The 26562-nt window shown below is 66.9% G+C and carries 16 protein-coding genes and 1 pseudogene; 6 read left to right on the forward strand and 11 right to left on the reverse strand.

Features of this window, described 5'->3' with window-relative positions:
- Nucleotides 1-59: 59 nt before the first annotated feature.
- The 3 genes from BX604_RS19635 to BX604_RS19645 all read right to left on the reverse strand — a co-directional run bounded on the left by BX604_RS19635 (nucleotide 60) and on the right by BX604_RS19645 (nucleotide 5062).
- On the reverse strand, nucleotides 60-1424 hold the full coding sequence (locus BX604_RS19635; protein ID WP_257146360.1) for an oligosaccharide repeat unit polymerase: 1365 nt from the start codon (nucleotides 1422-1424) through the stop codon (nucleotides 60-62).
- 64 nt (nucleotides 1425-1488) lie between these two features.
- On the reverse strand, nucleotides 1489-3765 hold the full coding sequence (locus BX604_RS19640) for a polysaccharide biosynthesis tyrosine autokinase (RefSeq protein WP_098552265.1): 2277 nt from the start codon (nucleotides 3763-3765) through the stop codon (nucleotides 1489-1491).
- Between the two features lie 58 nt (nucleotides 3766-3823).
- Nucleotides 3824-5062 (reverse strand): polysaccharide biosynthesis/export family protein, encoded by a 1239-nt coding sequence (locus BX604_RS19645; protein WP_098552266.1) that lies wholly within the window; start codon nucleotides 5060-5062, stop codon nucleotides 3824-3826.
- A gap of 59 nt (nucleotides 5063-5121) precedes the next feature.
- Between BX604_RS19645 and BX604_RS19650 the strand changes: the two genes are divergently transcribed.
- Nucleotides 5122-5616: a hypothetical protein gene (locus tag BX604_RS19650; protein WP_257146361.1), complete on the forward strand. Its 495-nt coding sequence runs from the start codon at nucleotides 5122-5124 to the stop codon at nucleotides 5614-5616.
- A gap of 137 nt (nucleotides 5617-5753) precedes the next feature.
- On the opposite strand, the gene BX604_RS19655 is transcribed toward BX604_RS19650, so the two are convergent.
- Complete coding sequence (locus BX604_RS19655) at nucleotides 5754-7610, reverse strand: alpha/beta hydrolase (protein ID WP_098552268.1); 1857 nt, start codon at nucleotides 7608-7610, stop codon at nucleotides 5754-5756.
- A 592-nt stretch (nucleotides 7611-8202) separates the two neighbouring features.
- Between BX604_RS19655 and BX604_RS19660 the strand changes: the two genes are divergently transcribed.
- Both BX604_RS19660 and BX604_RS19665 read left to right on the forward strand, forming a co-directional pair.
- The gene (locus BX604_RS19660; protein WP_098552968.1) at nucleotides 8203-9462 is read left to right on the forward strand and encodes an oligosaccharide flippase family protein; all 1260 of its coding nucleotides are present in this window, start codon (nucleotides 8203-8205) and stop codon (nucleotides 9460-9462) included.
- Nucleotides 9463-9953: 491 nt separating this feature from the next.
- Nucleotides 9954-12155 (forward strand): glycoside hydrolase family 3 C-terminal domain-containing protein, encoded by a 2202-nt coding sequence (locus BX604_RS19665; RefSeq protein ID WP_098552969.1) that lies wholly within the window; start codon nucleotides 9954-9956, stop codon nucleotides 12153-12155.
- A gap of 231 nt (nucleotides 12156-12386) precedes the next feature.
- Here BX604_RS19665 and BX604_RS19670 read toward each other — a convergent pair whose 3' ends face one another.
- Genes BX604_RS19670 through bcsD form a run of 6 tightly spaced genes read right to left on the reverse strand, consistent with a single transcriptional unit; the run spans nucleotide 12387 to nucleotide 23189 of the window.
- Nucleotides 12387-16841 carry a cellulose biosynthesis protein BcsC gene (locus BX604_RS19670; protein ID WP_098552269.1) on the reverse strand — a complete coding sequence of 1485 codons (4455 nt, stop codon included), beginning with the start codon at nucleotides 16839-16841 and terminating at the stop codon, nucleotides 12387-12389.
- A gap of 1 nt (nucleotide 16842) precedes the next feature.
- A complete protein-coding gene (gene bcsB / locus BX604_RS19675) occupies nucleotides 16843-19302 on the reverse strand; it encodes a cellulose biosynthesis cyclic di-GMP-binding regulatory protein BcsB (protein ID WP_098552970.1) in 2460 nt (819 codons plus the stop codon).
- 16 nt (nucleotides 19303-19318) lie between these two features.
- Complete coding sequence (gene bcsA / locus BX604_RS19680) at nucleotides 19319-21496, reverse strand: UDP-forming cellulose synthase catalytic subunit (RefSeq protein ID WP_098552270.1); 2178 nt, start codon at nucleotides 21494-21496, stop codon at nucleotides 19319-19321.
- Nucleotides 21493-22272, reverse strand: coding sequence for a cellulose biosynthesis protein BcsQ (bcsQ, locus tag BX604_RS19685; protein WP_098552971.1), 780 nt, complete (start codon nucleotides 22270-22272; stop codon nucleotides 21493-21495). Before bcsQ ends, bcsA begins: the two co-directional genes overlap by 4 nt.
- Entirely contained in the window at nucleotides 22269-22688 is a 420-nt protein-coding gene (bcsP, locus tag BX604_RS19690; RefSeq protein ID WP_098552271.1) for a cellulose biosynthesis protein BcsP, read from the reverse strand. The genes bcsQ and bcsP overlap by 4 nt, the downstream gene beginning before the upstream one ends.
- 45 nt (nucleotides 22689-22733) lie before the next feature.
- On the reverse strand, nucleotides 22734-23189 hold the full coding sequence (bcsD, locus tag BX604_RS19695; RefSeq protein ID WP_098552272.1) for a cellulose biosynthesis protein BcsD: 456 nt from the start codon (nucleotides 23187-23189) through the stop codon (nucleotides 22734-22736).
- Nucleotides 23190-23458: 269 nt separating this feature from the next.
- Here bcsD and BX604_RS40075 point away from each other — a divergent pair.
- The 3 genes and pseudogenes from BX604_RS40075 to BX604_RS19705 all read left to right on the forward strand — a co-directional run.
- Nucleotides 23459-23627: pseudogene (locus tag BX604_RS40075) on the forward strand (transposase); the annotation flags it as partial.
- Nucleotides 23628-23635: 8 nt separating this feature from the next.
- The gene (locus BX604_RS39675) at nucleotides 23636-24067 is read left to right on the forward strand and encodes an integrase core domain-containing protein (protein ID WP_257146363.1); all 432 of its coding nucleotides are present in this window, start codon (nucleotides 23636-23638) and stop codon (nucleotides 24065-24067) included.
- 108 nt (nucleotides 24068-24175) lie between these two features.
- Nucleotides 24176-24763 (forward strand): IMPACT family protein, encoded by a 588-nt coding sequence (locus BX604_RS19705; RefSeq protein WP_098552273.1) that lies wholly within the window; start codon nucleotides 24176-24178, stop codon nucleotides 24761-24763.
- A 123-nt stretch (nucleotides 24764-24886) separates the two neighbouring features.
- Here BX604_RS19705 and ppk2 read toward each other — a convergent pair whose 3' ends face one another.
- A complete protein-coding gene (ppk2, locus tag BX604_RS19710) occupies nucleotides 24887-25837 on the reverse strand; it encodes a polyphosphate kinase 2 (RefSeq protein ID WP_098552274.1) in 951 nt (316 codons plus the stop codon).
- Nucleotides 25838-26562: the final 725 nt, after the last annotated feature.

Raw genomic sequence — 26562 nt, forward strand, 5'->3', positions numbered from 1 at the left:
CCGTCGCGCGGGCCGCTCAGCGCGTCCCGTCGGGCCTGCGACGCCCGTGCGCAATCCGGTCAGACGATCTCGGAATCGGCCCGCACCACAGCGACACGCGTACGCGCCGGTACAGCGGGCCGCGCCCGCTTCGCGAACCACTGGAATATGACGATCAGCAGCACGACCGGCACGAAATTCCGCCCGCTGAACAGATTCGGAATCCGCAGTATCTCCAGAAGCGACACGTAGAGCACCGCATGGGCGCAACACCAGAATCCGTTGCCACTGCGCCAGCCTGCATAGCCGCGGCCGAACGCCCATCCCGCAAACGCCGCATTCAGCAAGCCGAACCAGCCCCACTCGTAGAAGTGGACGAAGATCCCCGACGGGTTGTTGAACTCGGGATCGGCATAGCTGTTCAGGAACAGATCGAGCCGGTCGCCCGAATCGAGCCACGGCTGGACCATCGAGCCGATCACGGGGAAGCGCAACAGCCAGTCGAACGTGAACATCGGATGTCCGCCGCCCCAGCCGAGCACGCTCAGGATCCCCGCGCCGTTGTTCAGCGAGGTCGAGTAATACAGGCCCAGGCGCTCGAGCGCGAAATCGAAGATGTTGTCGTAGATATTGACGTAGTAGGTTTCCCACGACCGGCTGTATTCGTTCGCGATGAACAGCCCGAGCAGCAGCGGAATTGCCGCATACGGCCCGAGCGTCAGCAGCCGCGAGAGCGGGCCCGAGCGGCCGAAGCGAAACCGCACCACCATCAGCGCGAACGGCAACACCACTTCGATGATCGCGAGCCGTTCCGCGAAGATGAAACTGCGCAGCAGCGTCAGCACGGTGAGCACCGCCAGATAGATCTTGTAGCGGTTCAGCCCCTTGACCGGCGTCCTGAACACGTAGAAATAGAGCGCGACGAACGGCGCGGTCGCCTGCGTGAACGTGCTCAGGCCCGTCACGCGCCCTTTCAGTTCGATCAGTTCGAACGTGTTGGCCGTGCCGCGCAGATACGACACCAGGATGGCCGGATGCGCGAGAATCCCGCTCATCATGACGAGGTAGCCGAACAGCGCGAGCGCGAACACGAAATCGAGCACGCGCGGCGACAGTTCGACTGGCTCGTCGGCCGGCCCGCGCGGGACCTGTGCGTCGTTGGACGCAAACCACGCGGTCGCCATCAGCACCAGCAGGAACAGCGCACCGACGATCGCGTAATAGCCGTCGAAATAGATGCGCGCGATCGACTTCTGGTCGCCCAGCAGACCGAGCGACAGCATCCCGTACAACGGCAGGATGAAGATCAGCACGAGCCGCGCGGGATCCTCCCACCAGTAAGCCTGGTACCCGGTCGCACGCACGGCGCGCGCCGCCGCGGCCCGGCGGGCCGGCCCGGGCTGTCGTCGTTGCATGCGCACGCCGGCGGCCGGTCGATCGTTCATGATGCCCGTTCCATCGTTTCGATGCGCGGATCGCGCGAAGGCGCCGGAGCGACGCATGCGCCGCTCAGCGCGCCGGCGGTCGCGCCGCCATCGCATCGGCATAGCCCGACATCGCCTGATGCGTGCTCGCGTCGTTGTACCCGTAGTCGTACCGCCCCGGCACGCCCTTGAAGTCGTTCAGGATCACGCCGCGCACGGCGATATGCGCCTGCTCGAGCCGTCGTGCGCTTTCGTCGAGCTCCGTCGCCGTCGTCACGTCGCTGCGCGCGACGAGGAACACGGTGCCCGCCAGACGCCCGAGCAGCAGCGCATCGGCAACCGGCAGCAGCGGCGGCCCGTCGATCACGACCATGTCGTATTGCGACGCCGCGTGCCCGACCAGCTCCGCGAACGACGGCTGCAGCAGCAGTTCGCCCGGATCCGGAACGACGCTGCCCATCGGCAGGAAATCCAGGCCGGGCGTCACGCCGTGCCGGATCGCCTCGTCGATGCCATGCGTGCCGGCCACCACGTCCGACAGGCCCGGTGCGCGGCTGTAGCGGAACCGGTCGTGCAGCGATCCCTTGCGCAGGTCCGCGTCGATCAGCAACGTCCGTCGGCGCGCCGCCCCCATCAACGATGCAAGGTTGGCGGCAACGAACGACTTGCCGACGCCCGTCGTCGGCCCCGAGATCAGCACGACCGCGTTCGGCGCGTCGCGCATCGACAATTGCAGCTCGGTGCGGAAATGGCGCAGGCTTTCCAGCGCGACGTCCTGCGCCGCGACGGCCGGCACCGGCGTGCGTGTGCCACTCGCACTACTGCTCACACCACTCTTGGCGCGCGCACCGAGTTGCGCGTGCGCCGGGCTGTGCGGCACCGTCGCGAACACGGGCAAGCCGGTCGACCATTCGATTTCGTCCGCGTCGCCCACCGTGCCGGCGAGGCGCTGGCGCGCGACCACGATCGCGGCGCCTGCCAGCAGGCCGACGATCAGCGACGCGACGACGATCATCGCGCGATGCGGCCCGATCGGCACCTCCGCCACCTTCGCGACGTCGACGATCCGCACGGTCCCGGTCTTGCTCGCCCGGGCCAGGATCATCTGCTGGCGCGTGTTGAGCAGGTTCGTGTACAGCGCGGTATCGACGGCTACGTCGCGCTGCAACTGCAGCACGCCCTGCTCGACGGTCGGCAACTGCTGGATCTGCTTGCGCGTCGCGTCGAGCGAACGCTGTGCGTCGGCGAGCTGCGCGTCCACCGCCTCGACCGCCGGATGCTTCGGCATGAAGCGCGTCAGCAATTCCTCGCGGCGCTGCTGCAGCGTCTGCACGCGCGTCTCGATGTCGACCGACTGCTGGCGCAACGCCAGCGCCTCGTCGCTCGTATTGACCGTGCCGTGCGACGCACGGTATGCGTTGAAGCGGCTTTCGGCCGTTTCGAGTTGTGCCTTCAACTGCGGCAACTGGGCATCCATGAAACGGATCAGCTTGTCGGCCGCTTCCGACTTGCGCTGCGTGTTCTGCGCGAGGTAGGCATCGCCGATCGCATTCAGCACGCGGCTGTCGTGCACGGGATCGGTGCCGTCGAGCGTCACGCCGATCATGTTCGACTGCTTGCCGCGCTCGGAGATCAGCGCGTTCTTCTGCAGCCACGTCGTCGCTTCTTCGTCGCCGTAGCGCGTCATGTCGAAACGCGCACCGGGCTTGCCCGCCACGTCGCGCACGAACAGGTCGATCGTCCCCTGCGGCGTTTCGACGTGCAGCGGCTGGCCGACCCGGCCCTGCCACACCGGCCCCGTCCTGCCGAAGAAGCCGGTGCGCTGCAGCGTATACGCGCCGTCATCGCCGAGCGTCAGCGCGAAGCGCTTGTCGAGCAATCGCTTCGATACGTCGAAGGTCGGCACGTCGATGCGCTCGGTGCCATAGACGTACCCGCCCGGCAGCGGCGACGACAACCCGTCGGCCCCGCTCACGAGCCGCCAGCCGACGATCGGCAGGTAGTGCGGCCGGACGTTGACGGGCAGGTTGGTACTGTCGACCGCGCGCGCCATCACCGCGCGGGATTTCAGCACCTCGATTTCCGTCGATGCGTCGGTCTTCAGGTCGAACACCGACGACGGATCGCCGGTCGGCGCCGTCGGTTTCGAATCGGTCGGACTCTGTTCGACCTGGAACAGGATGTCGGACCGGTAGACCGGCGCCGCGCACAGCGCATACACGGCGCCGATGACCGCGCCGGCGAGTGCCGTGCAGAGGATCAGCCGCCGGCTGCCGTACAGCATGCGCCAGTAGCGGCGAACCGGGGAGGACGGGCGCAAGGCGGACCCGTCGAACGGGTCGGGCAAGGTCGTAGAAGTCATACAGCATCAGTCCCGTAGGGCGCGACGCGCGGTCGCGATCACGAATTCGCCGCGAAGGTCACGGCGAAATCGCCTTGGCCGTCAGCGCGCCTTGCGCGGACGACGGAATCAGCAGGTTGACGACACGGCTCCAGCGCACCAGCGACGACGAATCGACGAACACGACGTCGCGCCGCTCGAGCGGGAACTGGTCGGCCAGCGCGAACGACGCCGGCGCGCTGCCGTCGAGGTGGTACACCTGCGGGCGATTGCCCGGGCCGCGACGCACGACGAACACCTGCCGTGCGTCCGACGTGTACTGGCTCACGCCGCCGGTGTCGCCGAGCGCTTCGCCGAGGCTCATCCGGCCGTCGGTCAGTGTCAGCGTCGCCGGACGCGACACCTCGCCGAGCACGAACACCTTCGCTTCGCTCGCCGCGCGCACGCGCACGAGGTCGCCGTCGCGCAGCAGGATGTTGGACGGGTTCACGCCCGCGGCGATCAAGGCCGGCAGGCTCACGTTCACGGTCTTGTCGCCGCGCGTCACCGACACCTGCGAGCGGTCCGCCGTCGCGGTGAAACCGCCCGCGCGGTCGATCGCCTCGGGCAGCGTCATCGGCAGGTCGTTGACGATCTGCAGCCCCGGCGAACGCACTTCGCCGTCGAGATACACACGCTTGCTGCGGTAGGCCTGCACGCGCAGCGAGAGCTGCGGCTTGCGCACGTATTCGCCGAGCCGTCGCGTCACCAGCGCACTCGCCTGTGCCTCGGTGAGCCCGGCCACGTGCACGAGGCCGGCATACGCGAACTGCACGTTGCCGTTTGCGTCGACCGTGTAGCCCGTCGCGACCGAGCTGGCGCCGACGCCATCGCCGCCCGCACCGCCGCCCGTCATCTGCGTCGTGGGCAGGTTCAGTTCCGGGTGATCCCACACGACGATGCCGAGCACGTCGCCGGGGCCGATCGTGTACGGATGCGGCTTGCCGAACAGCTGGCGGATTTCCGCATCGGCGTTGACGCCCTGCGGCGCGCCATGTTGCTGCGCGACGAGTGCCGGCGTGATCTCGATGAGATCCTGGCTCGACACGTTCTGCACGCCGTCGAGGCCGCCGGCGCCCGATGCGTCGGCGCTGACGCGCGCATTCGCATCGCGTTCGGCCGGCTCCCGATACGTCATGCCCGGCGACAACGCGCACGCACTCAATGCGCACGCAGCCGCGATGATCGCCATCCGCGACAGCCACGGCGCGCGACGGATGACGGCCGGCTGCGGCCGCCGCGTCCCGTGCGTCGATCTCTTTTTCGTGGTGGTTGACATTCGTGCCCTTCCGAAACTGTGCGGTAACCCGCCGAACCCGACCGGCTCCCGCATTACGCTTGGCAGCGCGGCTCGCATTGCAGTGCCGCGCCTCCCTTTTCACCGCACGTCATTCCGTACGATTCGTCATGAACAGTCCTTCGCCGCTTTCGTCGCTCGTCTGCATCGTGTCGGCCTGCCTTGCCGGTGCCGCCACTGCGCAGACGCCGCCCGCCGCGCCGGCCGACGCGCCGGTCTCCGCATCGTCTGCGCTGCCCGCGCCGCTCGTGCTGCAACGGTCGGCGCAAACCGCCGCGCCCGGTGCTGCTGCGGAGTCCGACACACCGGCATCCGATGTCGCGGCGCCCGGCTTCGCGTTACCGCTTCCCGCGGCCCGCGCCGCGGCACAACCCGAATCTCGCCCTCGCAGCCCACTGCGTCGACCGCTCGCGGCGGACCGACCGCACCGCACGCAAGCGGCAAGCACACCGGCCGGCGACGCATGGCGCAACGACACGTTGTACGCATCGCCCTACGCGAAATCCCCGTACGAGCAACCCGGCGATCCGGACTGACGCCCGTGGCGGTCATGCCCTCGCATGACCGCACGTGCATCCATACCGGATTGGACACCACCCCGACTCGCACGTTTGTGAGCGACCCCACCGAACGCCCATCTCCGTCGAAATCGGGATCGGGATCGCCCCCGACATCACGGCCGGCCGACCGACACCCCTGCGTACGACTGCCCGGCCGCGTCCGGCGCGGCCTGGTCGGCAACCCGCGCGACTGGCCAGTCCGACTCGCGCGCCAGCGCCTGCACGCACTGATCGATCACGACGTCCGTGCCTACCGCGCCGTACACCGCGTGGTCGACCTGCGCATCCAGGTGCAGGCGCACGTGGCGTGAGCGCCGGAATGCGTGCTCGATCGCGCCGAAGTGACGCCGGACGTCGTCGATGCCGGGATCCAGCGCGCCATACACGAGCATCGTCCACACGTTGCGCTGCGCGAGCTCGCGCATCACGCCGCGCGGCGTGTCGATGCGCGGCTTCCAGCCGACGCGCGCCGCGATCTCCATCACCGGCACGCTGACGCGCGCGACCGCATTCGCAGCCACCGCGCGCACGATCGGTCGCAGGTCGCGCCGCTCCAGCACGAATCGTTTCCACTTCCGCCAGTCGCGTACCGACAGCCAGTAACCACGCACGGAGTTGTTCCGCTGCTTCTGCACTGCCTCGAGCGAGAGCCCCGCCGGCCATACGAAGCGGGCAAGATTGACCGCGATCACGCCGCCAAGCGACGGCGTCTTCACCGCCGCATGCAGCGCCGCGTAGGCACCGGAACAGATGCCCGTCGCGATGACCTCCGGATAACCGAGTGCGCGAAGCCAGTCCGCGGCGGCGGCCACGTCGTCGACCGATTGCGTCGAGTACACGACGCCCGACTGATCGTCCAGCGCAACGCGCCCGCTGTCGCCGACGCCGTGCACGTCGATCCGCAGCGTCGTCACGCCGACGCGCGCGAGCGTGCGGGCGAGGCGCACGCTGAAACGTCCTTCGCCGGTACGCGGATTCGTCGACGTGTTCGCGATCACGACCGCCGGGCCGACCGGCTCAGCCGGCCGCGTGTCGGCGGGACGGCACAGCACGCCGACCAGCCGGTCCGGGCCGACCGCGACGACCTGCTCGGTCATGTCGTTCATGTCGAGCGCGACGGCCGACTCGCCGTTCCACGCCGGATCCGCGTCCGCGCGCGCGGCGTCGGCAGCCGGCGTGCTCAGCGAGCGTTCGACGATCCAGCTCACGACCGTGTCGATCGCGGTCAGCGGCAGGCGCGAGCGGGTGCCGTCGAGCATCGTCGTCGGCCACTCGCGAAACGGTTCGCTCGTCACGTTCACGCCGCGCGCGAGCAGCGCGTCGTGCAATGCCGGCCCGTCGCCCTGCTCGGGCTGGATCAGCAGCATCGCGCCGGGCAGCGTCGGCGCATCGCGCACCACGTCGCACAGATCGACCGCCTTCAGCGCGTCGACCAGATCGTTCGGGAAGCGATGACCGAGCACGTTCATGCACGGTTCGTCGCGGTGCGCGGCACGAATCGCGGGCGACGTGGTGTCGAGCCACTGGCGATGCACGAACGACAGCTCGCGCAGGTAGGCGCGGCCGCGCACGACCGGCGACAGCGCGACCAGCCCGTCGACGCGCGGCGGCGGGCGCGGGCCGACACCCGCGGCGGCCAGCATCGCGAACAGCGCGCCCGCGCGGACGCCGACGAGCGTAAGCCCGGTCACGCCGACTTCGTCGCGCAACAGGTCGATCGCATCGTGAATGCTGTCGAGGGTGGCGGCATGCCGGCCCGCATCGCGGTCGTCGCCCGCCGAGTCGCCGGCACACGGATAGTTGAATCGCATCACCGTGACGCCCTCGCGAGCCAGACGCTCCGCCATCGCCCGCATCAGCTTGTGCGTCCACGCAGCCTCGTGACCCAGCGATTCGCACAGGATCACGCCTTGTCTCGTCTGTCCCTCGTGCAGCCACCCTACGCAGCTGCCGAACGTTATCGGCTTCAATCGGTACTCCTCGGATCGGTATTTGTTATCGGATACGCGTACGCGCTCCGGCTCCATCGAAATGGGCGACACCGCCGCTCATGCGACTGCCGGACGAACGCACGGCAGCACGACGACGGATAGCCGCCGCGCCCCTGCGCGGCCCGCCTGCCCTGCTTCATGCGCTCGCCGTCCTGCTCATGCCGTGCGGAAGCGTCTTGTGTTGCGTGCCGGCTGTAGCACGTCGCCGTGCACGCGTTCCGTCATGAACGAAAACGGTGCGTTGATTAGATCATTCGGCCCGAGCGGGCTTCCGTGCGCCAGCTTACAAATGCATTCCCCACTCTCGCGACACAACGACGTATTGGCGACCGGGATTGCCTCCGCGCGCGTAGGCGGAATCGACGAACGGTAGGCTCGCGAACAAAGGCGCATCCGGCGGCCCGTATCATGGCCGCCAGACGATGTGGCCGTGCCCGGCATCGCCGGACGACAACCGGCGCCCGCCGGCGCGGGCCGCGAACCCACGCAGCCGCGTCAGGCCGGCCGGCCGCGCGAGCGCACGGCGGCCCCGATCCGCCGCCATGCGACCCCCACGGCGCCGACCGAGCGAATGTCAAACCTCAAGAAGAACTTCCTGCTGCTGCTGACGCTGCAGATTTCGATGTATGCGGTGCCGCTGCTGATCGCGCCGCTGCTCACGCACGCGCTGGGTCCGGAAGGCTACGGGCAGCTCGCGTTCTCGCTTGCCGTCATCGCGTATCTCACCAACTGCACGAGCTACAGCTTCGACCTGACCGCCACGCCGCGCATCGCGCTCGCCCGCGACAACCGCACCGAACGCTCGCGCATCTTCTGGGCGACGCTGTACGCGCAGATCGGCATCGCGACGCTCTGTTTCATCGTGCTGGTCGTGCTGACGCTCGTGGTCCGGCGCTTCGGCGACGATCGCGACCTGCTGCTGATCGGTTTCGGCATGGTGGCCGGCGGCGCGCTCACGCCCGGCTGGTATTTCCAGGGGATGGAGAAGCTGCGCGCGCTGAGCGTGATCCTGTTCGTCGGCCGCATCCTGAGCCTGCCCGCGATGTTCGCGCTCGTGCACAGCCCGGCCGACATCGACCGGGCGATGATCGTCAACGCCGCGGTGCCGACGCTGTCCGCGCTCGCGCTGGCCCTCTACCTGTTTTTCCATCGGGAAATCGACTTCGTTCGCGTCGGCTTCGACGACATCGCCGAATCGTTGAAGGGCGGCTGGCAGGTGTTTCTCGCCTCGACGTCGATCGCGTTCTACGCGTCGACCAACACCGTGCTGCTCGGTTTCGTGTCGGGCAACGTCGCGGCCGGCTATTTCGCCGCCGGCGACAAGCTGATCCGCGCGGCGCTCAGCATGCTTCAGCCGCTGAAGGCCGCCACCTATCCGCGCATCAACTATCTGATGCGGCACGCGCGCAACGACGCGTTCTCGTTCCTGCGCAAGCTGTTCGTCGTGCAGGTCGTGATGGTGCTCGGCATCTCGCTCGCGATCTTCTTCGGTGCGCCGCTCGCCGTGCGCATCCTGTACGGCCCGTCGTACGAACCGACGGTCCAGGTGCTGCGCTGGATGGCGTTCATCCCGTTCATGGCCGGCATGACCGACCTGTTCGGCGTGCAGACGATGCTGCCGCTCGGAATGAAGTCCGCGTTCACGCGCATCCTGATGTCGTCCGGCGTCGTGAACATCGTGCTGGTGCCGGTGCTCGCCAAGTACTTCGCCGAACTGGGCGCGGCGGCCGCCGTGCTGCTGGCCGAAGCCACGGTCGCCGCCGCGCTCGCGACCGTCGTCTATCGCGCCGGCATTCCGCTGCCCGGCAGTCCCGCCGCACGGCGCGCGTAGCGCCGGCAGGCTGCCCGGGTCCAGCCTGCCCGCATTCGATGCGCGCGCAACGAGCGCGGCATGCGGATGCGCTTGCCCGTTGCCGGCCGCTCCTCGCGCCACCCTCCTCCGAACGCTCGCACGCAGGTACTTCTTACTCTGCTGCGCACACCCATCGGGAACGATGACCGCGTTTTTTCCCGCGTCGCGCCACCCCGTCGAATAAAGATCGTACGTATCAGTAGAAACACCGATGCTGTAGTCAGACTACATTCATACGATTAGTCACTGCAGAGAATCGCTACATCCGATTCGGCAGTGTCGGACGGTCCGCGTCGCCGTCCGCATGGTTCGATCGGGCCCAACCGGCCGTCACGATTCCCCGCCTGGCCTGGCATGCCGACGCGCAACCACCCTGCATCGCCAGCCGAATGCGTTCGATGCGAATCCATCGGACCAGCGCAGCTCCAGACACCATTCGAACAACCGGCAATACGATCATGGAGAGCAACATGCGGGACACACTCTGGCCGGCCGCCGTGCTGGCGGCAACCCTCTGCACCAGCGTCTATGCGGGCAACGCCGATTTCAATTCACAGGGCGATGCCGCCGACGCGTTCGCGTCGTCCGCCGCGCAGCGTCGCGCCGACCTGCTCGTGCGCAAGATGACGCTCGACGAGAAGCTTCAGTTCATCCATTCGCAATACGAAATGTCTCAAGTGCCGGGCGGTGGCGCCGGCTATATACAGGGCGTGCCGCGGCTCGGCATTCCCGACCTGAACATGGCCGACTCGTCGACCGGCTCCGGCAGCACGTCGCTCGCGAGCACGACCTTCCCGGCGACGATCGCGGTGGCCGCGAGCTGGGATCGCCGGCTGTCGTACGACTACGGCAAGCAGATCGCGATCCAGTTGCGCGCGCAAGGGTTCGGCATGGGCCTGGGCGGCGGCACCAACCTCGCGCGCGAGCCGCGCGGCGGCCGGCTGTTCGAGTATCTCGGCGAGGATCCGCTGCTCGCCGGCGACCTGCTCGCCGAACGCACGCTCGGCACGCAGCGGCAGAAAGTCATCGCGACCATCAAGCACTACGCGGGCAACGAGCAGGAGCATGGCCGGATGGGCGGTAACAGCCAGATCGACGAACGCACGCTGCGCGAGCTCTACCTGCTGCCGTTCGAGATCGCCGCGAAGCGCGGGCAGCCCGGCAGCGTGATGTGCAGCTACAACCGCCTGAACGGCGCGTATGCCTGCGAGAACCCTCACCTGCTCAACGACGTGCTGAAGAACGACTGGGGCTTCCAGGGCCAGGTGCAGTCCGACTGGGGGGCGACGCACAGCACCGCCGCCGCGATCAACGCGGGACTCGACGAGGAAGAGGACGTCGGCCCGACCGTCTACCTGACGCCGGCCGCCGTCAAGCAGGCAATTGCGAACGGCTCGGTGTCGACTGCCCGCCTCGACGACATGGTGCGTCGCAAGCTGGCCGTGATGATCCGCGTCGGCGTGATGGACGATCCGGCCAAGGGCGGCGGCACGATCGATTTCGCGGCCGCGAACCGGTTCGCGCAGGGCGTCGCCGAGCAGTCGATCGTGCTGCTGAAGAACGACGGCAACCAGTTGCCGCTCGCGGCGTCGGCGCTGTCGCGCATCGCGGTGATCGGCGGTCATGCCGATGCGGCCGTGCTGTCCGGCGGCGGCTCGGGCAATACGCGCGATCCGGTCACCGGTTCGTTCGCGGGCTGCGGCGGTCTCACGTTCGGATCGTCGACGGGCTGCAGCTGGTGGCGCAATCCATGGCTCAAGGTCGACGTGCCGATCGTCGCGGCGATCCGCGCGCTCGCACCGGCAGCACAAGTCACGTTCGCCGGCAACAGCGATCAGCAGTCGCCGTTCCGCGCGTACACGCAGCAGGAGATCGACCAGGCAGCGGCGCTGGCGGGCCGCTCGGACGTCGCGATCGTCGTGGTCGCGCAGCCGGCCGGCGAGGATTTCGGCGACCTGCAGAGCCTGAGCCTCGCGAATCCGTCGAACCAGGATGCACTCGTCGAAGCCGTGGCGCGTGCGAACCCGCACACGGTCGTCGTCGTCGAAAGCGGCAATCCGGTGTTGATGCCGTGGAAGGACAACGTATCGGCGATCGTCGACGCGTGGTATCCGGGCGAAGCCGGCGGCAAGGCGATCGCGAACGTGCTGTTCGGCGCGGTCAATCCGTCCGGCAAGCTGCCCGTCACGTTCCCGGCGCGCGACCAGGATACGCCGACGTGGGGGCAAAACGGCACGTTCGAGAACGATCCCGTCTACGCGGAGAAGCTCGACATGGGGTATCGCTGGTACGACGCGCACAACCTCAAGCCGATGTTCGAATTCGGCTACGGGCTGTCGTACACGCACTTCGCGTATTCGGGGCTGTCGGTGTCGCGGCAACGGGACGGCTCGCTGAGCGTCGCGTTTACCGTGCGCAATGACGGCCGTGTCGCCGGCGCGGAAACGCCACAGGTCTATCTCGGCGTGCCGTACAAGGATGAACCGCCGAAGCGGCTGGTCGGCTGGGACAAGCTCCGGCTGAATCCGGGCGAGGCGCGGCACGTGCACGTGACCGTGTCGCCGCGGATGCAGAGCGTGTGGGACACGTCGCGCAACGGCTGGAAGGTCGTGCCGGGCGGGACGGTGTATGTCGGTGCGTCGTCGCGCGATATCCGGCTGCAGGGCAGCTGAGCAAGCGGTGACGGGATGTCGGGCGTCGGGCGGAACATCGTTCGGCGCCTGGCCCCGCGCCACTATGCGATTTCCGTGACGAATGGTGCACCCGGCGGACGACACGACGTTCGCCGGGTGTTTCCGGATGGCGAACGCAATGTTCGCGCATCGCATCGAGCCGGCTCACTATGATTTCATCGACCGATGGCGACGGTGTCGCTTTATCGAAAAAGCGACACCGTACTTTGGTCAGTCGGCTTCCGCGAGATACGGCGACGTGAACGCGCGCGGCGGGAACGGCGGCATGCCGCCTTGCGGCGTGAAGCTGTAGCGAAGGTAGACGGCTGCCGTCCACTCGCGATACTGATACGCATTGCCGAACGATGCAGTCCCGCCGACGGCGAGCTGCGGGGCCACCTGGTATTCGCCGCGCGCGGCGAGTGAATAGGCGATGCCGGTCTTGCTGCGTGCGGGATATACGGCTCCCGAGTCGAGCCCCACCGCTTGACTGGCGGCTGCGTTCGCCGCCGCTTGCGCCTGCATACCGGAATCGAGCGGGAAATACGGCACCGCGTTCTGCCGGTAATGCTGCACCCCGAACGAACCGTTCAGATCGTAGGCGAACGCACCCGTTCGCCCCGCATACTCGACCGGGATGTTCAGGATCACATACTGCTGCGGACTGAAATAGCCGCCCTGGCCGTACGTAAAATACGACTGGTTCTTGCCGAAGCGCATCCACGTCGCATTGACGCCCACGGTGAGCGTACGGTCGGCGTCGCGAAACAGCCGCGTATAGGCGCCACCGCTCCCCTTGCCTGCGAAGTTCCGCTCCACGTGATGGCCGTCGTAGTAGTCGAACGCACCCGCGACATACGTGCCGCTGGTGCCGTCGTCCCAGCTCAGCGCGCCGCGCGCGCCGCTGCGCGTCACGCCGCCCCACTTGAGGCCGGCACTCGCATCGCGCGCGCCGGCGAACGAAAGCAGGCTGTCGGTCACCGCGCGACGCGTGACGGCCAGCGAGTACGCGGCGCGATCGGTTATGGCGCCGTTGTAGCGCACGCCGCCAACCACATCCTGGTACGGGAACCCGACCGGCGTCGCGCCGATATCGACCTTCAGTTGCTTGCCTTCGTAGCCGACGGCGAGACCGACGCCGCTCGCCGTTTGAGAACCCGGCGAGCCTCCGCCAGCCGACATCGCAAGCCCCGCGCCGAAACGCGCAAGAGTCGGCACATCGGTGCCCGAGCTTCCGCCGTCGAGCATCACCGGGGTGGCCGTCACGACGACGTGACCGTTACCCGCCTTGATACGCCCTTCCAGGGGCGCCTCGATATCGGTGAGGCCCGATAGCCCCGCTTCGCCCGTGCGGTTCCGGAACACGAGGCCGCCGGTCGCCGCGCTGGCCTGCTCGCGGTTCACCTGGGCAAGCTCCGACGCGACATCGAGCATCTGTCCGCTGGCGTCCGTGCCCGCATCCGGCAGCCCCGACCGGGCCGCAACCGTGCTTTTCGCATAGCCTGGCGGTGGCTGCGGGATATAGCGAGACGATGCATCGGGCTGCCCGTACGCCTGCGCAGGAACGGACGATCGCGCGACGGGGACCGTTGCGCCACCGCGCGGCGTCCGGCTCGCTCTGGCGGGGGGCGTGGAGGCCATCGGCGATGCGCTCGCCGCCGCGGCGCGCGACGCCGGCGACATCGGCCATGGCGTGGCGACGTAGCCGACACAGCCGTCGCCCGAATCGGCCGGCGACACGCACTCGGCAGACACTCCAGCCGACGGTACGCCAGCGGCAGGCTCTCGATACGGCAGATACCGCCGTGCGGATGCGGCACGCCCCGCCTCCCCCGCGCCAACGCTCTCCTGGCCATAACCGCCGGGATCGCTCATTGCTGCCCGCGGCGATACGGCGGTCGGCGCCGTGCGTGCTTCCGGCATGGTGGACGGTGTAACGTAGGTCGCGGGCGGTGCGGGCGGCATCGTCGGATAGGGCACGGTAGGAGCAGAAGAAGACGGGGTGGACCACGAAGGCATGCCAGGCAGCGGAAGTGCCGCGCCTGAGCCGGTCGACGGGCGCACGACATCGACGGCGGTCTTGCCTTCGAACGGATTGGTTCCGGGCAGCGGGTTCGCGCCGATGCGCTGCATCGCGTCTTCCCAGCCACGCGGAACATTCGACCGCGCCGGCTTGCTGCTCGGGGGCGGCGTATTGGCGGCCAACAGTGCACGCTGCAGATACTTTGCGGCGAGCGAAAGATTCCCCTCCGCGCGGTACAGACGGCCCGTCGCGGCAAGCAGCCCAGCGTCATCGGGCGCAATGCGCAGCGCGGCGGCTGCGAACGCTTCGCCGTCGCGCCATGCCTTCGCGCTGCTCGCCGCATAGATCGCCGCAGCCAGCAATCCCGTATCGTCGGGCTGGCGGGCCAACGCGACCCGATAGCATTTCAGCGCGTTCGGCGCGTCGCCCGCCGACGTATACAGCCTCGCGAGCGCGGCCTGGAGCTCCGGACTTTCGGGCATCGCGGCCAGCCAGGGCGCGATGACGGCGTAACCACCGGCAAGGTCGCCGTCCTGACGTACCGCATCGGCTCGACGCACGACGATCTCGAGGTTCAGGCGTTCGACGTCGCTGCGCTGCGCGGGCGAGAGTGGCATTGCGGCGAGCCGGCGCATCGTGTCGCCCAGAAGCGCATCGTTGCGGACGGTCAGCAGAATCCGCGCGTATTGCAGCAGCACGCCGGCGTTGTCCGGTTCCCGGGCGAGCGCATGTTGCACGATCCAGAGCGCACGCGACATGTCGCCGGCTTGCACATAGCCCGCCGACAGCTGTGCCGCGAGCGCCGGCATCGACAGGCCGATTCCCTCCGCGTCGTGCAGCACGCCGAGCGCCTGTGCGCGCCGGCCCTCGCGCGCCATCCGCGTCGCGAGCGCAACCTGCTGGCCAACCCAGAGACGGTGTTGCAACGTAGTCATCGCCGCCGTGCGTTGCGCGGGCGCGATGCGCTCGAGGCGCTGCAGCCCGACGCTCCAGTCCTGCGTCTGCTCGGCAAGCAGCGCACCGGCATAGAGCGCGTCGGGCATGTCGGGCCGCTCGGCCAGCAATCCGTCCATCACGCTGCGTGCTGACGCGATCGCACCTTGCCGCACATACACGCGTGCCAGATCCAGCCGCAGCCACGGATCGTCCGGACTGCCCGCGAGCGCATCCTCGAACAAGCTGCGCGCCGCGCCCAGGTCGCCCCGCGCTTCGGCCTGCCGCGCCTGCGCCGCCTCGGCCGTACGACGCAGCCGGTCGAGGCCGCCGGCCTTCGATTGCTGCTCGGCGCTCAGTTGCGTCGCGAACTGCAACGCTTCGTCGCCGCGTCCCTGAGCGGCAAGCGCGCCGACCAGGCCGCGTATCGCGTCAGGATTGTCGGATTGACGCCGCAACGCCATCCGGTACGCCTGCTCCGCGCCACGCGCATCGCGATTCTCCAGCAGCGCGTCGCCGAGCAGCACCTGCGCGGTGGCGTTCGACGGATCAGCGAGAATCGCGCGCTCGAACAGCGCTTTCGCCCGCCCGAAGTCGCCGTTGCTTTGCGCGCCCAGCGCCTCGCTCGTGTAGGACCAGTACGTCGCACTGTCCAGCGCAGCACGCCAGCGCGCCGCATTTCCGCCTCGCGACGCACGCTCCAGATCGCTTCGAGCCTGCGCAAAGCGCTCCTGCTTCAGCTCGACGATACCGCGACCGCCCAGCGCATCGCTGTCGTTCGGCAATTTGCCGAGCACGGCATCGAAGCGGGCCCGCGCCGCATCAAGATCGCCATGATCGAGTGCCGCAAAGCCATCCTCGATCGCACGGCCGCGGGCTTCGTTCGACACATCTTGCTGTTCGTGCCCGCGACCGGCTTGATCCTGTCGCACCATGCTGTCGTAGCGTGCCTTGACCGGCGGATCGTCGGGCACCGCCTTCAGGTACGCGAGATAACGCGCCTGATCCGACGGCCTTGCCGCCAGCCAGAGCAGCGCCTGGCGCCAGCTCTGGCGCGCTTCTTTCCCGACTTTCTCGTCGGCGGACAACTGCTCGAGCCGTGCGATGCCGTCGCGGCGCGTCGCGTCGCGATAGGTCAGGTGTTGCGCATACGCGAGCGCGTAGCGCGGATCGTCGGGGTTGTCGCGGGCGAGACGTTCCAGGCCACGCCGCGCTTCGCCCCATCCGCTCGGCGTGGACGCGAGCGCCTGAAAGTACTCGAGCTGCAATGCCGGTGACGACGGCGCGCCTTGCAGCGCGTGCTGATACTGCTGCGCGGCCTGCGCGCTCTGCCCTATCTGCGCGAGCCGCCGGGCCTCGCTGATCTCGCCGTCCCGCGCGCTCACGTCGCCCAGGCGCCGGCCAAGCTCGTCGATCCGCGCAAAGCCGGGCGCGATACGGCGCAACTGCTCCAGATAGCGGCGCGCACCGTCGACGTCTTTGCGATCGGCGAGCACCATGCCCATGCCGAACAGCGCGTCGGGCTGATCCGGATCGACACCCAGCACCTTGTTCCAGGCCTGTGCCGCGAGATCGCCTCGACCGTGCGCCTGCCAGTATCGCCCCTGATCGACGAGCACTTTCAGCGGATCGCTGCCGGCGCTGGCCGCGTGCGGCAGCGCAAGCGCGAACAAAAGACTCGCGACACCACCCGCGCGAGCACCAAGCCCGCGTAACCGTCGGTCTCGCATGTCACTCCTTCAGCCGGCGCGCCGCCCGCGCACGCAGCAAACGGTAGAAGATCGCCGCCGCCGCGATCGCGGCCAGCACACTGAACAGCGCAAGCAGCAGCGGACGGGTCGACAGGATCCAGCGCAGGTACGTGATCGGCGGCAACGCGCCGACGTGGTACGACGTTTCGTCCGACGTCACCGAGACGGAACGATCACGAATCACGACCATCGCCCCCTGGATCGACGTGAGCATGTCGTCGTCGAGTAGCGCGTGGCCGAGCACCTCGTCCGCATGCCCGGTCGCGCTGATCAACGCGACGGCGCTGCGCGTCTTGCGCAACGGCGACTCGAAGCCCACCATCAGCGCGCTCGCGCCGTCCGAGACAATCGAGAGGCCGGCTCGCACGCGCTCTCGCCCGGCCCGGCCGATGATGCCGCCGTCGCGATCCGTGTCGAACGGCATGCGCGCCGCCCAGCGGGTCAGCAGAGGCTGTGTATCCGGCGCACCAAGAATCAGCAGGTCCTTGGACGCAAACGCGCCGATACCACCGGCGTCCGTCACCGTTACCCCGCTCACCGGATAGCCCGTCGACGCACCCATGCGACCCATCGCGAGCAGGTAAAGCCCGTAGACGTCCGCGGATGGTTCGGCCGGAAGCACGACGGCCGTGTCCGACAGGTCTGCCATCCGCGTGAACGGAAATCCGCTGTTTGCGAACGCGGCGAGGTCGGGCAACGCCTTGTAATGCGGAAACGACGACACGTCGATCGTCGAGTCCGGATCGATCGAACCCGCGACGTTCTGCAGCGGCCGCCCCGTGCATTCGCCCTTGTCCGGTATCTCGTAGAAGAAGTGCAACTGCAATTGCGTGCGCGGCGTGAGCAGCAACGGCGGCACGTGCAGCGTCGCGCGGTCGATACCGCTGGCGACGAATGGCAGGTAGCGATCCAGGCTCCAGCGGGACGATCCCCGCGACGGGATAGGCAGCGCCTTCACGAACGTATCGCCGACGCTCAGGTTGAGCGACGACTGGTCTGCGCGCAGCGTCGGCGTGTAGCGATAACGCAGGTCGATCGGCGCGCCGCGCGTATTCCACGTGAACAGGTCGGGGGCCACGCGCAGGTCGATCCGAACGGAGCCCGCGTCGTATCCGGACACGCTGAGCGCGCGTCCCTCGACCAGTTCACCGATCCGCACCGGGCGGGCCGACGACAGCCAGGCAGGCGCGTCATACGGCACGCGCGGCGCAACGTTCGCGAGTCGGCTCACCGTGGCGTGCGTACCCGCAAGCGTCTTGCTGCCGAGCGCGAGTGCAAGCGCGGCAACCTTCACTTCTCCCGGCGTTCGGCCGAGCACCAGCAATAGCCGGCCATGGGCGGGCGCCGGCCGCTCCGCGATGGCGAGCGTCGGTCCGTCGATCGACGGCAGCGTCACCCCGTCCAGACGATCGCCGGCCGTCGCGAACACCACGGCATTGCCCGATTCGGGCAGGCCGCCGGGCGTGGCCGGAAACCGCGCGCCGCGATAGGCGGCCAGCGCGCCGAACCACGAGGCGACGACCCCCGCCGCTTCCAGCGTCTCCCGCGGCGGTCGCGCGGAGAATACGAACGGCAGTTCGAGCCGCCGTACGTCCCGGGAATCGAAGAACGGCGCAGGCAAGACGCCAAGCTCCGGCCGGTCAGGCAGCGCCGCATAGGTCAGGTCGAGCCGGCTGGCATTGCTCACCGTCGCCCAAAGCGAAGAGCTGGCCGGATTCTCGCAACCATTCGTGTAATGACCGATCAGCTGGACATTGAGATGGTTGTATTCGGTAACGAAGCGCGGATCGATCAACACGTCGCGAGCAACCGTCATCCCGGCCTGATCGGCCGGCAATGGCAGCGTCGCCGCCACTTCGCCGTTGACGAGCACCTTGAGCTGCGACAGGTCCGGCAGCAGCGCGGGCGAGTAGCTGTAGATCAGGTGCAGTGTCGCGCCCGTGACGACCTCGTCGCGGCGAACCGAGAACGCAATGCCGTTCTGGCCGTCCGTGCCCCGCAACTGCAGCGGGTCGCGCGCGCCGAGATCCGCGAACGTCAGTACCTGGCGCCGGCCGCCGGGCACGAGCGTACCGGGCTCGGCCGTGGTCGGCACCGCGCCGGAGCGACGGCGCTCGACGCCAGCCGCCGGAACGGGCTCGGCGAGCAGCGGCGGCCGCGCCGTGGCGGGCCCGACGGGTATGGCCGGCGATGGCGGAGCAACGTCGCCCGACGACATCGCGCCATCCGCCGCCCGGGCCGCACCATGCGCCTGCATCTCGGCGGCCGATGCACCGTTGCCCGATGCGATGCCGCCTGCCATTGCCAAGAATACGATCGACAGCATCCCGCGCGACACACGCGCATACCAGCCGACACGAGCAGAAACTGCGGCGGCCGCGCCTTGCGAATTGCACGCCTTGCGGCGCGTGCTGCCGCGCTGTCGCGACGCCCAGGTCATCCTTTCCACCTTCATTTTATTTTTTGTCGTTGTTTCGATCGCCGCGGCCGAGCGTACGCATGTCCGCGTACAGGCGCGCGCTCACCCGAAGAACACCACGCACGCCGACCTTAGCAAGATGCAGGAACGCACGAGGCGGCGAATCGGGCCGGCGGCCGTCCGTCCAGTCGACCCATGCGTCCGCGCGGGCAAAGGTCAAACTAACGAGATCGAACTCCTGCTGTTGCGACAGGCTCTCGAACCGGATGCCGACACGTCCCGGTTCGACATATTCGATCACCCCGGGAAACGCGCATTCGTCGACGCCGCGAAACAGCGAAACCGAGACCGCTTCGCCGCTCGCGATGCGCGCATCGTCGGGGACCACCAGGCCAATGCCACCCTCCGAGTAGTCACGCGTTTCGCATGCCAGCGTCCGGCCATTGGCGAAGCGCAGCATGACCGGAATCCGCGCTGCGACGCGATGAGAAACGCGTACCTGCCGGCGTTCGTTCGCCGCTGCGACAGCGAGACCCAGAATCAGGATGTTGTAGGTCGTCCACGCCAGGTTGAACGCCGTCGTGTGGACTTCGCTGCCGACATGGCGATTGAGCGACAGGTTCAGGACACCCATCGCGACGCCCAGCACGTTCAGGATTACCAGGCTCAGGTACGGTTTCGAAACGGCCCAATCGAAGTAGCCGCGGTCGATTTTCCCGCCCTTGGCCGTCACGTTGAACTTGCCCAGCCGCGGATTGATCAGCGCGAGCAACGTCGGCAACGCGATGTACGACGCAAGAACGGCCTCGTACACTTCCGCCCAGAACGAATGCCGGAACCGGCTCTGCATCCGTGAGTTCGTCGCGGTCGCATGCACGACGTGCGGCAACGCGTAGAGCGCAAGCATCGTCGCGGAAGCATGGATCACGTGCGCGTTGAAGAACAGGAACGACAACGGTGCAGTCAGGAACACGAGCCGCGGGATGCCGTAGAAAAAATGCATCATCGCGTTCAGATAGCACAGCCGCTGGCTCACCGTCAGTCCGCGCCCGAACAACGGGTTGTCGACGCGAAAGATCTGCGTCATGCCGCGTGCCCAGCGGATCCGCTGACCGATGTGTCCGGTCAGGTTCTCGGTGGCGAGCCCCGCCGCCTGCGGTATCGCAAGATACGCAGTCGTATAGCCGCGGCGATGCAGCTTGAGGGCGGTATGCGCGTCCTCGGTGACGGTCTCCGTCGCGATACCGCCGATCTCTTCCACCATCGAGCGGCGCAGCAGTGCACACGATCCGCAAAAAAACGTCGCGTTCCAGAGATCGTTGCCGTCCTGCACGAGCCCGTAGAACAATTCGCCTTCGTTCGGTACTTCCCTGAAAATGCCGAGGTTTCGCTCGAACGGATCCGGCGAAAAGAAATGATGCGGCGTCTGGAGCATGGACAGCTTCGGATCCTGAATGAACCAGCCGAGACCAATCTGCAGGAACGAACGGGTCGGCACATGGTCGCAATCGAAGATCGCAATGTAATCCCCGTCGGTGATCGTCAACGCTTCGTTGAGGTTACCGGCCTTCGCATGGCGATTGTGATCGCGGGTCGTCCAGCGCACCCCCACTGATTCGCAAAACGCGCGGAATTCCGGGCGACGTCCGTCGTCCAGCACGTGGATCGACAGCTTGTCGGCCGGGTAATCCAGCGCGAGCGCGGCATAGATGGTCGGTTTGACGACGCTCAACGGTTCGTTGTACGTCGGGATGAACACATCGACGCTCGGCCAATGCGCGCGCGACGCGGGCAACGGAAGCGGCTTGCGCCCGAGCGGCCACGCGGTCTGGAAGTAGCCGAGCAGCAGCACCGCCGCCGCATAGACTTCGGCCACCACGAGCAACGTGCCCCACACCGCGTCGAGCGGATGCAGCCACACCAGCGTCTCGGACAGTCTCCAGTACATGTACCGGCCGGTGGCCGCCACCGACAGCACGATCATGACGAGCGTCGCGTAGCGGCCGTCCAGGCGCCGGACCACCAACGAACAGGCGATGCAGCATGTCGCAAACACGAGTTGCCCGACATTGTCGAGCGGCACCGTACACACGAAATACAGCGCCAGCAGCGCGCATACCGCCACCGGCAGCGTAACGAACCAACTGCTTCCGGGCAACGCATCGACGAACCGATCGACCGCCGACGGCTGCGAGACATCCCCGCCGGCGCTCAAGCGACGCTCCGCGTGGTGTCACGCCGCTCGAGCGCCCGCTCGAGCCATGCACAGCACGCATTCAAATCGGCAGCCGCCTGCGAACGCGGGTCGTAGCGGCTCACGGTCGTTCGGCACGCGAGAGATTCCGCGACCGCTTCATCCGTGTGAATCACGCCACCGAACCGTGTCGCCCCGAGACTGTCGTACAACACCCGCAGCACATCGCGGCCCAGCTCGCGTGACTGGTCGACCTGATTGACCACATAGCCGTCGCCCACGAAATCCGCGCGGGTCATGGCGTAGGCGTCGAGCATCCGCCGCATCTGCGGGATCGACGCGTACGATGCCGCGTCGGCAAGCACGACATTGAGCACGAAATGCGCAGTCGTCAGGGCGGCGCGCATGTAAACCGAGGAGCCCGGCGGCGTATCGACGATCACGATGTCGTCGTCGCCGAGCCCGAGCGCCGCGAGCCCCCGCGCGAGCCACAACGGATCGCGGTCCAGCAGTCGCTCGAAGCGACGCTGATCCGCTTCGCTCAACACGCCGAACGGCATGACCGTCATCCCGTCGATGACCATGGCCGGCCAGCTCAGTCCGTTCAGCGCGGCGTCGGCAATCCCTTCCTTCATCTCAAGCGGCACGCAAAAATGCAGCTTCAGCGCGTTCTGCGGATCGAGATCCACCACGCTCACGCGCCGCCGCCGCGACGCGGCCATGACGGCGGCGAGATTCGCTGCCAGCGTCGTCTTTCCGACGCCGCCCTTTGCCGAAGCGATCGCGACGATCTTCATGAGCGGCTCGTCCACGCCGATGGCATCTTCGGCCGTTCGCCCCTCTCCTCGGTGCGCAGCCGCTCGAACATCCGAACCAGCGGATCCGAAGAACCTTGCGGGCCCTGACTGTCGGTTGTCGCCGGCCCTCCGACCAGTTTCTTCAACAGGCACACGGTTTGATCCCGGTTGTCGGCGTCCGGCATCACCGCCACGGGTGTGTCCGTCATCACGATATTGCCCGGGCTCTGCCCGTTTTCCGACGATCCCGGATCCGGCTGCCCATGTGGTTCGCTCTCGCGCAACTCGACACCGCCGAGCAAGGGCCAACGCACACGCGCCTTCTCGGCATCCGCTTCGGCACGTACTTCGTGATAGCGTCCGGCATCACCGCCAAAACGATTGAACAACGATTCGATATCCCGTGAAGTCGACATAGCGTGCCCATTTTTTCTCGCTGAAATTCCGTTCGACCAGGCCGCTCAGTTCCTTGCCCGCGCAACGCGCAGTTCGATCCGTACGCCGTCCGGCGGCGCAATGTCCTGCACGACGCGCAGGCCGGTCCCGCCGACGCTGTCGACCCACCCCTGATACGCACCTTGCAAAAAGGCCGGGGACCACGTGAGATGGTCATTGCCGAGCGCGCGCAACGGCGCGGCGTAATGGACGATGCGCAGGAATTCGTGTTCGTCGGACAGTTCTGCGTAACCCCACTGCATGTCGCGCCAGCGCGCGTTCAATGCATCCGTGAGGTCGTCCGTCGATTCGCAGGAGCCGAGCGGATGGGCAGCCGCGAAGCGCATGCCGACGCGTGCCATGAACTGTCTCAACTCGTCTCGATCGAGCTGATCGGTGAATTCGCCGACCAGTGCCTCCAGGAATCCGCGCCATTGGGGCGACACCTGGCGCTCAAGAAGATGCTCCAAAATTCCCTGCATGGACAACGGATCCCCGGCAAAAAAGCAATGATCGGCGTGCCGGCATCGCGCGCTTCGTGTGCGGGCATCGTGGCAACAGCGTTTTTGCGCATCGTATCGAATCCGGGCAGGCGTACGGGGTTCGATATCTAGCCGAAAAACGCCAAAATGACGGACATAACCGACAATAGGCGGGAGCGGCTCCGGCGGTGCCCCTGACCCACGAAATCGCCCGGCCCAAAAGCAGAGAAATCCGGACGATGTGTCCAAGCGGACACGAAGGCCGTGCCATGAAGACGAGCAAGTTCACGGAAGATCAGACCGCATCTGCACTGAAGCAAGCCGAGTAAATTCGGAATCAGCGAGGCGACGTTTTACAACTGGAAGAAGAAATTCGAAGGGCTATGGCCTTCCGGGTTGCGCCGATTGCGCCGGCTCGAGAAGGAAAACGCGCAGTTGAACGGCGCATGTTGATCGATGAATTGCGCGATCGCTATCGAACAAGCCTGACGAAGACCTGCGCCTTGTTTGTCATGTCCCGCTCGCGGTATCAATACCAGTCAGTCGCGCGCGATTCGCCGGCCCTACTCATGCATGTCAAGAAGATCGCCGCCGTGCGCGCGCATTGCGGGTATCGACGCGTTCACGCGGTCCTGCAACGGGAATGTCTGAACGCGCATTGGTTCTTGTCATTGGCCGACGCACAGAGCAAAATTGACGGTTGCCGGACGTACTATCACGAGATTCCTCCCCGCTCCGCATTGCCGTGGATGACGCTTGCCGAATTCGCCCGTCGGGCAAGGGAGTCCACCTTCCCTGACATCGCAACCGGGCCGGAAATATCCTCTTCCGGCCGAGACGCATTGCGGTTCAGGGTCAATTCCGTTCCATCCATGTAGGCGCCCTGTAGGCAAACCATGCCCGCACCGGTCGACATCGATCAGCCCGGAATCAAACAACAGACAAAATAAGCTGCTGATTTTTCAAGACTTTCAATCACCCGGAACATGACTTACTCGCTCGCCACCACCTATACCCGGGAACTTGAAATCCGCAAGAGCCGCTTCATCGCGCACGCGATTCCCGTCGAGGACCGCGACGCCGCGATGCACGCGCTGCAACGCCTGCGCGACGAGCACCCGGCAGCCACCCACGTGTGCTGGGCGCTGCTTGCGGGCGGTCAGTCGGGCATGTCGGACGACGGCGAACCGTCGGGCACCGCCGGCCGACCGATCCTCGAAGTGCTGCGCCATCACGATCTGGACGGCGTGCTCGGCGCAGTCGTCCGCTACTACGGCGGCGTAAAGCTCGGCGCCGGTGGCCTGGTGCGTGCCTATACCGACGCGATCGCATCGGCGCTGCTCGATGCCGAACGGGTCGAGCGCATTCGCTACACGCGATTCGCGATCGAAATCGGCTACCCCGACGAAGCGCGGGTGCGCCGCTGGATGGAACAGGCGGGTTACGAACTGGTGGACAGTGCTTACGGGATGACGGTGAAGCTGGTAATCAAGCTGCCTGAAACGGCCGAGGCGGCCGCGAAAGCCGAGCTGTTCGACCTGACGCAGGGGCGCTCGGGCTTCCCCGATCTGTAATCCGGCGCGGCCGGGCGCCGGACTGCATCGCCGGCTGCCTCCGCACCGCGCGCCCGATCCGCGATCGACGCGCGCCGCGTTGCACGGCACGCATCTCCGGCCGGCCCGGCCGGCCTCATCCGCTCAATAGAAGTCCGGCACGATCATGTCGTCCGGCACCGGACGACGGATGTAGTCCTCATGGTGCTCACGCATCGGCAGATCGATGGTCGGACGCGGCACCTCGTGATACGGCACCTGCTCCAGCAAATGGCGAATGCAGTTCAGCCGCGCGCGCTTCTTGTCGACAGCCTGCACGACCCACCACGGCGCCTCGGGGATATGCGTGCGCTGCAGCATTTCTTCCTTCGCAGCCGTATAGGCCTCCCAGCGGCGGCGGCTCTCGAGGTCCATCGGGCTCAGTTTCCATTGCTTCAGCGGATCCTCGATCCGGCTCTGGAAACGCAGTTCCTGTTCATGGTCGGTGATCGAAAACCAGTACTTGACGATCTGGATCCCGCTGCGCGCGAGCATTTTCTCGAACTCCGGCGCCGAGCGGAAAAACTCCTCGTATTCGTCATCGGTACAGAAATTCATCACGCGCTCGACGCCCGCGCGGTTGTACCAGCTGCGGTCGAACAGCACGATCTCGCCGCCGGCCGGCAGATGCGCGACGTAGCGCTGGAAATACCATTGCGTGCGCTCGCGGTTGCTCGGCGCGGGCAGCGCCGCCACACGGCACACGCGCGGGTTCAGCCGCTGCGTGATGCGCTTGATCGCGCCGCCCTTGCCTGCCGCGTCGCGCCCCTCGAAAATGACGACGAGCCGGTGCCCCGTGGCCACGACCCAGTCCTGCAGCTTCACGAGTTCGCCCTGCAGCCGGAACAGCTCGCGAAAATACTGCTTGCGCGCTTCGCGGCGCTCCTGCGAGAACAGCAGGTCGTCGCCGTCGTCGAAACGGCGGTCGTCGAGCTCCATCTCGAGCTCTTCGTCGTACGCGTCGACGAGATCCTCCTCGAAGCGGCGCTGTCGCGCTTCGAGCGATGCCATATCGGTGAGGTTGTCGGTCTCGGTGCGGGTAGCGTTGTCGCCCATGGGGCCTCCTTCCTTCAGTTGACGCAGCCAAACTCCGCCATTATCTCAGTGTCGCGCGTCAAATTGATGAAACGGCCGGGGAACCCCCGTCGGAGGCGTAACCGGCGCCGGCGTGACGACGGTATCGCGGCTGGGACGGCCGCTCGGGCGCGATGCCCGTACCGTCATGACATCGTCCGTCGGACAACGTCAAACCGAACCCCGACTTTGACGCGCCCCGAACCTCCCACCGACTTGACTGACTCGCGTACACCTTGTCGACCGTCTCGCCTCCACACGCTGACTACTGCACGGCGATCGACAGGCCGAATCAGCAGCGCAACGTCTCTCGCATCCGGAAAAAGCTGTCTGCAGCGGCATGGCGATACTCGCAATCCGCGCTCGACGAGAAGCCTCTGAACGAGACATGAAATTTCGTCGAAAACAGCCTGCCGACCGACCACGATCGAGCGTCACACACCACTCGCGAACACGCTCATTTTTAGTTGCACACACAACCTTCTACCAAAACACCTTCTCACGTATCGCACATCTCGCGGCTTCGAAGCAACGCACCTGTCACCGCATCACACCCAACCAAACTCACCCTCACCTTGCGCCATTGCGCCGCGCAATTCGCATACCCGGCCACGCGCCGCCCGCTCCCACGGCCTTCATGCCGTGCAGGGGTATACGTGGTGTTGCATCCAAAAAGAACTTTGCATAGAGTGCATCCCATCGATTCC

Source organism: Burkholderia sp. JKS000303, assembly GCF_002563755.1.
GTDB classification, from domain to species: Bacteria; Pseudomonadota; Gammaproteobacteria; order Burkholderiales; family Burkholderiaceae; genus Burkholderia; species Burkholderia anthina_B.

Excerpts from the sequence above, each read along its gene's own strand:
- BX604_RS19635 (WP_257146360.1), bottom strand. The coding sequence starts at position 1,424 with ATGAACGATCGACCGGCCGCCGGCGTGCGCATGCAACGACGACAGCCC.
- BX604_RS19640 (WP_098552265.1), bottom strand. The coding sequence starts at position 3,765 with ATGACTTCTACGACCTTGCCCGACCCGTTCGACGGGTCCGCCTTGCGC.
- BX604_RS19645 (WP_098552266.1), bottom strand. The coding sequence starts at position 5,062 with ATGTCAACCACCACGAAAAAGAGATCGACGCACGGGACGCGGCGGCCG.
- BX604_RS19660 (WP_098552968.1), top strand. The coding sequence starts at position 8,203 with ATGTCAAACCTCAAGAAGAACTTCCTGCTGCTGCTGACGCTGCAGATT.
- BX604_RS19665 (WP_098552969.1), top strand. The coding sequence starts at position 9,954 with ATGCGGGACACACTCTGGCCGGCCGCCGTGCTGGCGGCAACCCTCTGC.
- BX604_RS19670 (WP_098552269.1), bottom strand. The coding sequence starts at position 16,841 with ATGCGAGACCGACGGTTACGCGGGCTTGGTGCTCGCGCGGGTGGTGTC.
- bcsB (WP_098552970.1), bottom strand. The coding sequence starts at position 19,302 with ATGACCTGGGCGTCGCGACAGCGCGGCAGCACGCGCCGCAAGGCGTGC.
- bcsQ (WP_098552971.1), bottom strand. The coding sequence starts at position 22,272 with ATGAAGATCGTCGCGATCGCTTCGGCAAAGGGCGGCGTCGGAAAGACG.
- bcsP (WP_098552271.1), bottom strand. The coding sequence starts at position 22,688 with ATGTCGACTTCACGGGATATCGAATCGTTGTTCAATCGTTTTGGCGGT.
- bcsD (WP_098552272.1), bottom strand. The coding sequence starts at position 23,189 with ATGCAGGGAATTTTGGAGCATCTTCTTGAGCGCCAGGTGTCGCCCCAA.
- BX604_RS39675 (WP_257146363.1), top strand. The coding sequence starts at position 23,636 with ATGTTGATCGATGAATTGCGCGATCGCTATCGAACAAGCCTGACGAAG.
- BX604_RS19705 (WP_098552273.1), top strand. The coding sequence starts at position 24,176 with ATGACTTACTCGCTCGCCACCACCTATACCCGGGAACTTGAAATCCGC.
- ppk2 (WP_098552274.1), bottom strand. The coding sequence starts at position 25,837 with ATGGGCGACAACGCTACCCGCACCGAGACCGACAACCTCACCGATATG.